This is a genomic window from Flavobacterium sp. CYK-55 (genome assembly GCF_018413465.1).
Classification (GTDB): domain Bacteria; phylum Bacteroidota; class Bacteroidia; order Flavobacteriales; family Flavobacteriaceae; genus Flavobacterium.
Window position 1 is genome coordinate 363,299 of the sequence record NZ_JAHCDK010000002.1, and the last position, 15,079, is coordinate 378,377.

Consider the following 15,079-nt stretch of genomic DNA (forward strand, 5'->3'; position numbering starts at 1 on the left):
TGGTTTTCAAAATTAGAAAAATAAACACAGACGAATTCAGTTCGCTGTTTTTCTTTATAAAAAAGAGTTGAAAATAGTGTAAAAAACAGATTAATTCCTTTACAGAAAAAATTCGCAAACACTTATTTAACAATGGTTTGCAAGCTGTTATCAACAATCGTTGTGAAAAACGACACTTCATCGATTTTAATGGTTAGTCACCCGATAAATTATTTTGCTCTGATGGTTCAAAATAAATTTGTTATGCCAAATCAATAGTCTTAAGCCATATGAAGAAGAATTTTTACAATTCTAAGTTTCCTTTTTGGAATAAAACATCCATTGTAAAAGAGTTTTTTTTAACCCTTTTATTCACGGTTAGTTTCTTAGTATCGAACTCAGCCCAAGGTCAAATTGCCTTGAGAGGCGCTGCAACAACATCAACCACCAACAATACTAATATTACCATAAACAAGCCCACCGGAGTAGTTGCTGGCGATGTTATGTTGGTGAATATTGCCAAAGCCGGAAACAATACTAATGCTCCTACTTTAGCCGGCTGGACCTTGATTAGCGGAGTTGCTATTGGCGGCGGCGGAACCCAACGATACGGTGCAGTTTTATACAAAGTGGCCGGAGCTACTGAACCGGCGAATTACACTTTTGCCCTCGGAGCGGGCACCAATACAGGATCAGGTGGTATCGTAGCATTTTCTGGTGTTGACGGAACCACACCCTTTGATGTGACTCCCGGAACTATTTCAGTTCAAGCAAGTCAAACCGGTGTAGTTGCAACGGGTTTAACAACAGTTACGGCAAATACTGCAATCATCATGTTCGGACAAGCTGGCGGAAACGATCCAACGTATAACAATGGAGCATGGAGTACAACATCGCCAGGTGCATTGACAGAACTATTTGATGTAGGACACGCAGCCGGAAATCAATCATCTGCCGGTGCGGCATGGGCCACAAAAGCAACTGTGGGTGCCACCGGAAATGGCGCCGCTACCCTATCGGTTGCCGAGCGCAACGGAGGAATTCTAATAGCCCTTAGACCCAGTTGCACAGTTCCTTCTGCACCAAGCCAACCTACTGCTTTTACACTTGGAACAGCTACTTCTAGCTCTTTACCGGCAAGCTTTACAGGTTCGGCTTCAGGTTATTTGGTAATTCAATCCCTTACAAATTCTTTGCCTGCACAACCTGTTGATGGAACTACGTATAATGCCGCAAATATTTCAAGTTTAGGAGCTGGCTTAAGTTTTATACAAAGCAGTAATTCAACCAGTATTCCCGGAACAGGTTTAAACGGAAACACGCGCTATTATTATTTCGTTTTTGCATATAATACGCCCCCGTGTTCGGGCGGACCAATATACAGCACTGCAGCTCCACTTACGGGCAATGGAACAACATGTCCGGCAATACCTAATTCAGTTAGCATAAACAGTTTAACCCACAATGGTTTTACGGTTGATTGGGCAACTCCAACCGGCGGAAATGCACTGCCGATTACATATACTTTGCAAGTTTGTACCAATGCAGCATATACCGTAAACGTTGCAGGGTCACCTTTTACAATTAATGACCCAACAGTAACAAGAGTTATTACGGGTTTAAACCCAAATACAATTTACTATTACAGAATATTGGCTAGCAATGGCTGTACAAGTGCTTATGCATCCGGAAACGTCACCACACTCCAACCCCCTTGTGTGGCACCGGTAGCACAGGCTTCGGCATTAGTTATTGGGACGAGAACTTCAACTTCGGTTCCGGCAAGTTTTTCAGGTTCAGCCAACGGTTATTTGGTTATTCAATCACAAAACAGTACACCGCCTAGTCAACCCGCTAATGGAACAACCTATAATGCAGGTAATATAGCCACTCTAGGTAGTGGCCTAACTTTTATTCAAAGCAACAACACTACCAACATTGCCGGAACCGGTTTGATCGGAAATACCACCTATTATTACTTTGTATACGCTTATAACAATTCCGCTTGTTCTGGCGGGCCTGTGTACAACACATCCGGACCATTAACAGGCAATGGAACTACCTGTCCGGCGGTTCCGAATTCGGTTACCATCAACAATCTAAGTCATAACGGATTTACGGTTGATTGGGCAACACCCACCGGTGGAAATGCACTGCCGATTACCTATACTTTGCAGATTACAACCAATGCAGCCTATACTGCAAATATTCCCGGATCTCCATTTACTATTGCCGCACCGACCAACACAAGAATCATTACAGGCTTAAATCCAAACACAGTATATTATTACAGAATCTTGGCAAACAACGGATGCAGTAGCACTTATGTAACCGGAAATACGACTACATTACAAACGCCTTGCCTTGCACCAGTAAATCAAGCATCTGCATTGACTTTTGGCACGGCTACCAACACGACTTTACCGGCCAGTTTTACAGGAACAGCCAATGGCTTTTTGGTGATCAGATCGCTGAGCAATATACCGCCAAGTCAACCTGTTAATGGAACCATTTACAACGCAGGAAACATCAACACTTTAGGAAGCGGGCTTACTTTTATTCAAAGCAGCAACGCAACTACCATAGCTGGAACCGGGCTTACCGGAAACACTCGTTATTATTATTATATATATGCCTACAACAACACCGCTTGTTCAGCAGGACCAGCATACAATACATCCGGCCCTTTATCTGGCAGCGGAGTAACTTGTGTAAACACACCTAATTCTCTGACTGTTACAGGCTTGAGCCACAACGGATTTACACTTAATTGGATTTATCCTACCGGTGGAAATGCCTTGGCGGTTACATATACAGTACAAATCACTACGAATGCGGCTTATACGGCCAATATCCCTGGATCACCATTTACAATTGCTGACCCTACGGTAACCAAAGTGGTCACAGGACTCAATCCGAACACCCAGTATTACTACAGAATATTAGCTAGTAATGGCTGTAATAGCGCCTATGTTACCGGTAATACAACCACCCTGCAAACTCCGTGTGTAGCGCCGGTGGCTCAAGCCTCTGCTTTTGTAGTTGGCACAAACACATCAACCTCGACGGCGGCATCTTTTAGCGGTACGGCAAATGGCTTTTTAGTGATTCGCTCGTTGAGCAACACACCCCCTAGCGCACCTGCAAACGGCACTCTGTACAATGCCGGAAATATTGGGACATTAGGCAGTGGTTTAACTTTTATACAAAGTAGTGCCGCCACGACCATTGCCGAAACAGGACTCATCGGAAACACGCGTTATTATTATTTTGTATATGCTTACAACAATACGGCATGTTCCGGAGGGCCTGTCTATAATTCTGCTGCACCTTTGAGCGGCAGCAGTGTGACTTGCCCTGATATTCCATATTCGGTGGCCAATACAGTAACTACCAGCAGCAGCTTTACTCTGAATTGGTCAACGCCTTCAGGCGGATCGGCAGCTGCAATCACGTATGTTTTACAAATTACCACAGATGCGGGCTACACGGCAAATATTGCTGGGTCACCATTTAGCATTGCCGACCCAACAAACACCAAAACAGTTACCGGTTTAGCAGCCAATACAACATATTACTATCGAATTTTAGCCAATAACGGTTGTAATAGTGCTTATGTTACTGGAACTTGTTATACCGGATATTGTCCTGCCACTGGTAGTACTGCGGGTTACTTCATCAATAACTTTTCAACTACAGGCGGAACTTTAAACATTACCAATAACGGTTCAGGATTATCAGCCGGCGGGTATGGAAATTTCACTGGCTTGACTGTGAGCCAACAATATTACGGAACAGTTAACTTTTCATCAGCATATACCGGAGGAACATTTGGGTTTAATATTTGGGTTGATTGGAACAATGATTTAGACTTTGATGATTCAGGCGAAAAAGTTTATGGTTCAGGAAGCTTCAACAACGCCAACACAGGGAGCTTTACGATTCCTGCTTCGGCTACTTTAGGAAATCACCGTATGCGTATTAGAGCCGATTATTGGGCCACCAATCCGAATCAATGCGGAACAATTACTACCGGAGAAACAGAAGATTATACACTGACTGTTTTGGCTTTAGCTTGCAGCAGCAACCCTTCAAATCTCTCGGCTAGTTCGGTAAGTTTTACAACAGCCACTTTAAACTGGACAGCTGCTAGCCCGGCACCAGCTAGTGGATATCAGTATTATTATTCGGTTTCGGGAACTCCTCCGAATCTGGCAACTGCGCCTTCAGGTTCAGTAGCAGCCGGAATAACAACAGCATCTCTTTCAGGTCTAAGTAGCGGAACTTTTTACAATGTATGGATTCGCTCTAATTGCGGCGGAACCAGAGGTCTTTGGATTGGGCCAATTAATTTTACAACACTCAATGCTCCGCCGGTGACTACGGGAACTACTTTTTGTCAAGGCGGAAGCGGAACCGTATCAGCTACAGCCTCGTGTACAAACCTAGTCAACATGGGTACGACCATCAATGGAGGTTGGGATGCATCAAATGACCCAAGAGCAATCAGACCAATAGTCTTTATGGCCAACTCTACGACTTGTGCTTTTGATCCGGGCAACAATACCGCGAATTATGCTGCCATGGATTTTCAGGTAAGTGTGACCGGCACTTATACTTTTACAATGGCTCCGACTACTGCTTATGACAGTATGGGTTATATAGTTATAAATCCATTTAATCCGGGTGTTTGCGGAAGCGGAACTTGGGTGGTTGGTGATGACGACAGCGGGCCTACAACCTTTGAACCACAGATGTCAGCAACCCTTACCGCAGGAGTTACTTATACATTAATTTCAACCTTGTATGGCGCTTCAAGTTTATTGGTTACCAATTCATTTCAGTGGAATGTTACTGCACCTCCGGGAGGTTTTATTGCCGGTGTAGCTTCGGGCTCAATTGAATGGTATACAGCTGCTTCGGGTGGAACGCCAATCGGAACAGGAAGTCCATTTAACCCTGTAGGTGTTTCAGGCTCAGGATTAACCGACACCAATACACCGGGCACTTACACGTTTTATGCTGCTTGTCCAAACAATCCATCGGTCAGAACTGCTGTTGACTATGTCATTAATGGTCCAACGGCAACTATTTCAGGAACAGGAAGCGTTTGTCAAGCCAATACAGATATTTCTATTGCCCTAACCGGAACCGCCCCTTGGACAGTAACCTATACTGATGGAACTACACCAGTAACGGTAAGCGGAATCAACTCCAGTCCGTATATTTTTAATGTGAATCCTTCATCGGCAACCAATTATACCCTTGTTTCTGCCAACGACGCAAATTGCAACGCTTTGGCTGCTAATTTGACCGGAACTGCTACCGTTAGTGGTGCATTTCAATGGCAAGGAACAGTTGATAATGATTGGAGTAATGCAAGCAACTGGTCAACCGGACTGGTTCCGACAGCAACCGATTGTGTGATTATTCCAGCAGCCGCAAATTCACCTGTGATTACGGGCACCGGATATCATGCTTTTGCTTTTAATTTAACAATTCTCAATGGCGGAATTTTATCAATAGACTCATCCAATGATATTACCGTAACCCATTGGGTACATGTTTTATCAGGTGGACAATTTTACATCAAAGACAGCGCAAGTTTAATTCAGATCAACAATGTGCCCAACACCGGAAACATCAATATGGAGCGTATTACCCAACCCATGTATCGATTTGATTATACTTATTGGGGATGTCCGGTAACATTGGCATCAAACTTTACCCTGGGCATGCTGTCACCCAACACACTTTCTGACAAGTTCTTTAGTTGGATACCCACCACCGGTGCAAATCAATTTGGAACTTGGAATTTTGAAACTTCATCCTCGGTTATGAATCCTATAAAAGGATACATTGTTCGGGCTCCGCAAACATTTTCTAGTTCCCCGAGTGTAAAAGTTCCTTATACGGCTAATTTTATAGGAACACCAAACAACGGAGATATTGCGTGTCCAATCTACCACGGAACTTTGGTCGGAAACAACAATGACAAATACAATTTACTCGGAAACCCTTATCCGTCAGCAGTTGATGCACAAGCCTTTTTAACAGATCCAGCCAATGCCGCTGTGATTGATGGAACCATTTATTTCTGGACACACAATTCTGCTCCATCAACTACTTATGTTGATCCGTTCTATGGCGATTACGTCATTAACTATAATGCCAGTGATTATGCTTCATGGAATAGTTTAGGAGCCGTGGGTTCTAGAGGTTCAGCAGCACTTTCAGGAGGTATGGTTCCGAATGGTTATATAGCTGCTGGCCAAGGTTTCTTTACCAGAAGTACCGCAACAGCACCGAGCGGAGATCCGGTTGTGTTCAAAAACACAATGCGTTCATCAGTGAATAATCAATTTTATAGAAACGCATCGATTGTGAGCAGTGCTCAAAAACTAATGACCGATACCACTGAGAAACACCGCATTTGGCTCAACTTGATCTCGAACAGCGGAGTATTTAATCAAATCTTGGTTGGTTATGTTTCGGGAGCTTCTAGCGGTTGGGACAGAACTTATGATGGTGTGCGTTTTACTGATGGCATCAGCAGTACTTTTTATTCAATTATTCCTGAACAAAATCTGGTAATTCAGGGCAGACCATTGCCTTTTGATGTGACAGATCAAGTTCAACTTGGATTCAAGACTACTACTGCCGATACTTTCTCGGTGCGCCTAGACCAATTTGATGGATTGTTTGACACACAAGATATTTTTATTGAAGACAAATTACTCGGAATTGTACACAACCTTAAACAAAGCCCGTATTCATTTAGCTCTGGAGCCGGAACTTTTAATGATCGCTTTGTACTTAGATACAATAATAATCTACTCAATATTACTCATCCGCAAATGGAATCGAATATTTGGGCGCAAATTCATAACGGTATTTTAAAATTAGATTCTAAAAAATTTATGCAACAAATTGAGTTATTTGACTTAACCGGAAAATTGATTATATCTCAAAAATTTGATGTTCCTATACTTGAACATCATGAGTCATTTACCTATGCGGATGGAATTTATTTGTTAAAAGTTCACCTGAATGACGGAAATATCCAAACCAAAAAACTGATTACAAAATAGCATACAAGGCCCCTTAAGTGGGGCTTTTTTTATGAATGCTTGAAAAAAAGTGTGATTCTGAGTGCCGCCCAAACACCAAAAGCAGATTTATATTTTAAACATGCATTTGGTCGGATTTTTAAATAGTTTTCAACAATTTTGATTTTTATAAAGATATCCTTCTGATAAATAGAAAAAAGACTATAAATTTACCAACCCTTTTTTCAATTTATCTCAAACATGATACAACTAGAGCAGCTCAGAGGCTTTCTCTGCGTACGTCCTATACGCACAGAAAAACCAATTCTAAAAAGCGCTTCTACAACTGTGAAGTTTCTTTTGTCAATATTCTTTTTTATTAGTTTTAGTAAAATTTCGGCTCAATGTACTGCTTATCAAAACTTTGAAAGTTTTGGCACAAGCATACCAAGCTCGGGAGGCACTTGGCTAGATAACTCAATGACTTATGCCACAACTGTACCGCCAACTTATTCTTATTCAGGTTTAAATCAATTGCAATTTGATGCCGTTGGAGATTACATCATTACTCCTAAAATTGTTACTCCGGGCATATTTTCATTTTATCACCGCAGAGGGGGCGTTGCCACAGGTACTCCAAAATTTACCGTTAGAACCTCACCAGATTTAATCACTTGGACTACAAGAGGTTCGGTAACACCAGGTTTGTTATGGACTCAAATGTCGATTAACTTGGGGGCTTTGGGACTAACTAATGTTTATGTCCAGATTATTGACGAAAGGGTTAGCGGGACTGATTTTCGTTGGATTGACGACATTGCTTGGACCTCAACCAACGCAGCCGAAAACACCATTATTCCTGCAATAGGTAATTGTAGCCAAACAATTCAATGCGGAACAACCTACAATTTTATGGACCAAGGCGGTATCAATGATGCATACAACATTACAAAAGATTACACCATCACTTTTACCCCTTCGGTAGGAACCAGTAAAGTTGAATTGGTTTTTAACAATTTTAGCACTGAATCTGGTGAAGACGGTATGGTAATTTACGATGGTCCAAACACAAGTTCACCACAAATTTCATCTGGTTTACCTGCTGGGACAAATGCCACAAACTGCCCAGCAGGAGCATTTTATGGAGTTATTAGTCCGGGAACTGTCACTTCATCTGATCCAACGGGGGCCATTACCATAAGATGGAGGTCAAGCAGCGCAAACAATTTTCCGGGTTGGCTTGCTAGCGTTAGTTGCGTTTCGCCTAGTTCTTGTCAAAAGCCGGTGCTAACGGCAACTAATTCAATTACCACAACTACAGCAACTATCAATTGGAATGCACCCAGTACCCCTCCTGCTAATGGCTATGAATATGTGGTTACAACATCAAGCCTAACACCTTCAGGGAGCGGAACCTTTACTGCCGGAACTACTGTTAATCTAACAAGTCTGGCTCCCAATACCACCTATTATATTTTTGTTAGAAGCGATTGTGGTTCCGGAAATTTTAGCAGTTGGACTTCGCCGGGTACTTTCACAACTTTATTACCTTCATGCGTAGCGCCTGTAAGCCAAGCCTCAGCCTTAGCTCTTAGCAGTATTACCAGCACTTCAATAGCGGGCACATTTTCAGGATCTGCTCAAGGTTATTTGGTTATACAATCAACTAGTGCTACACCTCCCACCCAACCCAGTAACGGCACGATTTACAGCAGTGCCAATGTTTCAACTCTTGGATCCGGTTTAACGTTTATTCAAACCGGAGCTACCACCACATTCACTTCTGGTTCTTTATTGGGCAATACTCAATATTACTATTATATTTATGCCTATAACAACACAAGCTGTTTGGGCGGACCTGCATATAACTTATCAGGGGCACTGACTAGCTCTGCAAATACTTGTCCGGCTGTTCCAAACTCAGTAACAACCTCAGGAATTACCTCATCTGGATTTTCAATCAATTGGACAGTACCCAGCGGAGGTTCGGCTGCAAGCATTACTTATTTAATTCAGGTAACCACCGACGCTGGTTTTACAACAAACATTAGTGGATCACCATTTACAACATCTTCTACAACTATAAATATCAGCAGCTTAAACAGCAATACTACATATTATTATAGAATATTAGCACAAAATGGCTGTTCAAGTTCTTATGTAACCGGATCAGCTACAACACTACTCCCAAATTGTAATGCACCAACTCTTCAAGCTAGTGGTTTTACTTTAGGGGTAATTACCGCGTCGTCAATTGCAGCTAATTACTCAGGTTCAGCTAATGGCTATTTAGTGATTAGATCTTTGTCAAGTACTTTTCCAAGTCAGCCCATTAACGGAACAACCTACAGCGCAGCAAACATCGGAACTTTGGGAGCTGGTTTGACTTTTGTTCAATCGACAAGTGCTTTGTCTTACACTGATACGGGCCTTAATTCGAGTACTACTTATTATTATTTCATTTTTGCCTACAACAACACTTCATGTTTGGGTGGTCCGGTTTATAATTCGTCTGGGGCTCTTACAGGCTCAGCAACCACACTTGCAGCATTTAATGACAATTGCAACACTGCATATCCGTTGACTGTCAATACCACCTTAACTTGTACCACTTCAAGTTCAGGAACCACAGTAGGCGCAACACAAACGCAAGCGGGTTGTGCCGGAACTGCTGATGACGATGTTTGGTATAAATTTACAGCAACAGCCAATACCCATGTTCTTACTGTTACCCCTGGCACTTTGACCGATGCCGTTCTTCAAGTTTTTTCAGGAACTTGTGCAGGAACATTAACCAACCTTGGTTGTATTGACAACACCTCAGGAACGGGTATTGAGACTAATTCATTTTCAGGATTAACTCCGGGAACCCAGTATTTTGTTCGAGTATATAGTTTTGGAAATGCCACCGGACAAGGCACTTTTTCATTGTGTGTTACAACTACTCCTGCGTGTACCACTCCAAGTCCTGCAACAAGTTTGTCATTCTTAACACCAACAGCCACAACAATTTCGGCAAATTATACAGGTTTGGCCAACGGTTATTTGGTCATTCAGTCAACCAGTAGCACTCCGCCATCAACACCTGTCAACGGAACAACATACAACGCTCTTAACATCAATACATTAGGAGCAGGATTAACCTTTATTCAAAGCAGCACATCTACAACCATTTCGGCAACAGCTCTTACAGGTAATACACGTTACTATTATTACATTTATGCATACAATAACACTTCGTGTTCGGGTGGTCCGATGTATAATTCAACCGTATTGAGCGGAAACAATATAACGTGTGCAGCAGCACCAAGTTCAGTAAACATAAGCAATGTCAATACTTCAAACTTTACAATCAATTGGGGTTCATCAGCAGGCGGAAATGCTAATGGTGTTACTTATACATTACAGGTTACAACAGATGCAGGTTTTACAGCAAATATTGCAGGCTCTCCTTTTTCTGTTGCCGCGCCTAATACCTCATATAATGTTTCCGGCTTAAGCTCAAGTACACTTTACTACTACAGAATTCTAGCCAGTAATGGCTGTCTGAGTTCTTATGTAAACGGAAGCATTAGCACCACCTGTACAGCCACAAACGTACCTTATTTTCAGAATTTTGACAGTGTAACACAACCAGCTCTTCCGACTTGTGTAAGTGTCCAAAACAACAACAGCGATGCACAATTCTGGAAAACCTGTAACACAACTTCACTCGGAAACGCTACAGCTGTTACTCCGTTTTCAGGAACAAACCAAATGGGTATTCAGTACAACTCGAGCAGTCCGATGGATGATTGGTTTTATATTCAAGGAATCAACATGACTGCAGGAACAGCCTATAGACTAACATTTTACACCAGAGCTTATGTTTATTCTGGCAGCAACGAAAATATTGAAGTTAAATGTGGCAATTCTCCGTCATCGGCGGCAATGACACAAACCATTCTTGGCCCTACAGTAGTAACAGGAAACATAGCATACACACAAAAAGTAATTGACTTTTTAGTACCCACTACAGGAATTTATTATGTAGGTTTTCACGGAATATCTGCTGCTAACATTTGGTATTTGTTTGTTGATGATGTAAGCGTCACCTTAAGCCCTAGTTGTCTTACTCCAACCGTAAATGCCGCAACGAATCTAACTGGTACAACGGCTACTATAAACTGGAGTGCACCAATCATAGCACCAACAAATGGATATCAATATGTAGTTTCAACTAGTAGTACAACCCCAGTTGGAGCAGGAACAGCAAGCTCAGGTTTATCGGCCAATGTTACCGGATTATCTACCAATACTACTTACTATGTATTTGTTCGAAGTGATTGTGGCAGTGGTAATTTTAGCTCTTGGTCAAGTCCGTTAACTTTTTATAACGGTTATTGCGCGTCAACCAGTACAGGAACGGGTTACTACATCAGTGATTTTTCTACTACTGGTGGTACAACTAATATTACCAACAACTCATCAGGGATTTCGGCTTCAGGTTACGGAAACTTTACAGCAATGAGTGTCAGTCAACAACCCTATGGAACGGTTAATTTTTCATCAACATACTCAGGCGGCACATTTGGATTTAACATCTGGATTGATTGGAATAACGATTTAGATTTTGACGACCCGGGTGAAAAGGTATACGGCTCCGGCAATTTTTTCACGGCAAATACAGGTAGTTTTACAGTACCCGGATCAGCCACTGTGGGCAATCATCGAATGAGAATACGCGCACACTTTACCGATACAAACCCACAAGCATGCGGTTCTATTACCAGTGGTGAAACCGAAGATTACACTTTTACAGTTCTGGCGCTTCCGTGCAGCGGAAACCCATCAAACTTGTCGGTTTCATCAATAAGCTTTACAACCGCAACCCTCAGTTGGACAGCAGCTAGCCCGGCACCAACCAGTGGTTATCAATACTATTATGCTACCTCAGCTCTAGAGCCCACCTACAGTACAACTCCAAGCGGTAGCACCGGAGCTGGCATAACCTCAGCCAATTTAAGTTCACTTACCTCTGGAATGCCTTATTATGTTTGGGTGCGATCAAATTGTGGAGCCAATCAAGGAGTATGGATTGGGCCTTTAAATTTTTCGACTATTGCTTCGCCTCCGGTAACAACTAACTCAACCGTTTGTCAGGGCGGGAACACAACCATAACTGCAACCGGAACTTGTACAGGGTTGATGAATTTAGGAAACACCATCAATGGCAGTTGGGATGCCACATCAGACCCGAGGGCTATTCGACCTATCATTTTTATGAACAATTCAACTACTTGCGAATTTGATCCGGCTAATCTAACAGCCAATTATACATCTATGGATTTTCAGGTAAGTACAACAGGAACCTATGTATTTACCATGGCTCCGACAACCGCTTATGATTCGATGGGTTATATTGTTATTAATCCGTTTAATCCGGGTGTTTGTGGCAGCGGAACATGGGTTGTAGGCGACGATGACAGCGGCCCAACCACTTTTGAACCTCAAATGACCACAACCTTAACGGCAGGAATAACATATACTTTAATTTCAACTCTGTATGCAGCATCCAGCATTTTAGTCACCAATACGTTTCAATGGAATGTTACCGGGCCCGGAACTATTTCAGGTGTTGTGGGCGGATCAGTTGAGTGGTACACAGCCGCTTCTGGTGGAGTTCCTATTGGTACCGGAACTCCTTTTAATCCGGTGGGCGTAACAGGTTCTGGCCTAACCAATACAAACACTCCCGGAACTTATACTTATTATGCAGCTTGTCCTAACAATCCAAATGTTCGTTCAGCAGCCAATTTTGTTATTTCAGGGCCAACAGCTACAATCTCAGGTTCAGGAACCACTTGTTCGGGCGGAACAATCATGAGTATTGCGCTTACTGGTACTGCGCCATGGAATTTTACCTATACCGATGGTACAACTCCGATAACCGTTACCGGAAATACGACAAATCCATATACTTTTACGGTTAATCCTTCTACACCAACCAATTACACCTTAACAGCTTTGAGCGATGCATCTTGTACAGCCGTGTCATCAAACTTAATGGGCACCGGAACCGTTGGCAGTTCAAAAACTTGGAATGGATCATCAGGAACCAATTGGAATATTGCAGCCAATTGGACCCCAAATGGCGTACCTACTTCATCTGATTGTGTTGTTATTCCGTCTTCGGCCAATGCACCAATCATCAGCGGAACATCATACCAAGCATACGCCTACAGTTTGACTGTTCAAAACGGAGGAATTTTGACGATTAATTCAACCAATTATATAACCGTTACCAATGCTGTTACAGTTAATACGGGTGGGCAATTTTTGATTAAAAACGGAGCAAGCCTCATTCAGACCAATAACGTAGCCAATTCAGGGATCGTAAATATCGAGCGAATTACCCAGCCTATGTATCGTTTTGACTACACCTATTGGGGATGTCCGGTAACTTTTGCTTCTAACTACACATTAGGTATGCTTTCACCCAATACATTATCTGATAAGTTTTTTAGTTGGATTCCAACAACTGGAGCCAATCAATTTGGCACTTGGCAATTTGAAAGCACTGCAACTATAATGAATCCTATTAAAGGTTATATTGTGAGAGCACCGCAAACATTCTCATTCACTCCAGATGTAAAAGTTCCTTATACTGCTAATTTTATCGGAACACCAAACAATGGTAATATTTCATGTCCGATATATCACGGAACTTTGGTGGGCAACAACAACGACAAATACAACCTGCTCGGAAATCCTTATCCTTCAGCAGTTGATGCGCAAGCTTTCTTGACTGATCCTGCCAATGCTGCTGTGATTGACGGAACCATCTATTTCTGGACACACAATTCCGGACCAAGCACCACTTATGTTGATCCCTTTTACGGAGATTATGTTATTAATTACAACGGAAGCGACTATGCTTCATGGAACAGTTTAGGACCGGTTGGATCAAGAGGTTCGGCAGCTACAACCGGAGGTTCGGCACCAAACGGTTATATTGCTAGTGGTCAAGGCTTTTTTACACGAAGCACAGGAACAGCTCCTAGCGGAAACCCTGTAGTATTTAAAAACACTATGCGTTCATCAATTAACAGTCAATTTTTTAAATCAGCTTCAATACTCTCCGGAGAGCGCCAACTACGCACCAATGACAACTCAGAAAAACACAGAATTTGGTTGAATTTAATTTCAAACGGAGGTGTATTTAATCAAATATTAGTAGGCTATGTTGAAGGCGCATCTATTGGCTGGGATCGAACTTATGACGGTGTGCGTTTTATTGACCAAAGTAGTAGCACATTTTACTCAATTATTCCGGAACAAAATTTAGTAATTCAAGGAAGACCACTGCCTTTTGACCAAACTGATCAAATAGCTTTAGGTTTTAAAACTACAGTTGCCGACAACTTTGCCATAAGATTAGACCAATTTGATGGTTTGTTTGATAACCAAGATATTTTTATTGAAGATAAACTCTTGGGTATTATACACAATTTAAAGCTGAGCCCTTATGCATTTAGTTCGGTTATTGGAACTTTTGACAATCGTTTTGTATTGCGATTTACCAATGCTGCTCTTAGTATAAACTCAAATGTTGCGCATAATATTTTTGCTAAAATTCAAAATAAAACCATTGAAATTTCGGCTAGTGATGCCTTTTCAAATGTAGAAGTATATGATATGACCGGGAAATTAGTTGCCCGTTATTCAACAACAGCTATCCTAGACACAAAAATGAATGAGCCTTTTTTATTTTCTGATGGATATTATTTAGCTAAAATTTATTTCAAAAACGGAACAATTGCAGCCAAAAAATTAATCAGCAAAAATTGAGATTTCTATCGCAATTAATGATATTAATTTCATAAAAAAATCATCGAAAACCGCTTCAATCGAGGCGGTTTTTTAATTATCATTCAAGAATTTCAACAATCTGTTACTATATCCGCGAAAATTCCTGAAAGCACTAAAAACACTAGTCTGTTATGATTTTTATTTCTAATTTTGATAGTTCGTCCGACTTGACAATCAATTGATTAAAAGTCGGATTTTGT

Annotated in this window: 2 protein-coding genes; both read left to right on the top strand. The window is 41.7% G+C overall.

Annotated features, from left to right (window positions below; genetic code table 11):
* The first annotated feature begins 269 nt into the window (after positions 1-269).
* Entirely contained in the window at positions 270-7,070 is a 6,801-nt protein-coding gene (locus KIH23_RS04305) for a fibronectin type III domain-containing protein (RefSeq protein ID WP_213211430.1), read from the top strand.
* A 306-nt stretch (positions 7,071-7,376) separates the two neighbouring features.
* Entirely contained in the window at positions 7,377-14,858 is a 7,482-nt protein-coding gene (locus tag KIH23_RS13855; RefSeq protein WP_213211431.1) for a fibronectin type III domain-containing protein, read from the top strand.
* Positions 14,859-15,079: the final 221 nt, after the last annotated feature.

What these genes read in the sequence shown, in the direction of transcription:
- KIH23_RS04305 (WP_213211430.1), top strand. Translation starts at nt 270, where the DNA reads ATGAAGAAGAATTTTTACAATTCTAAGTTTCCTTTTTGGAATAAAACA.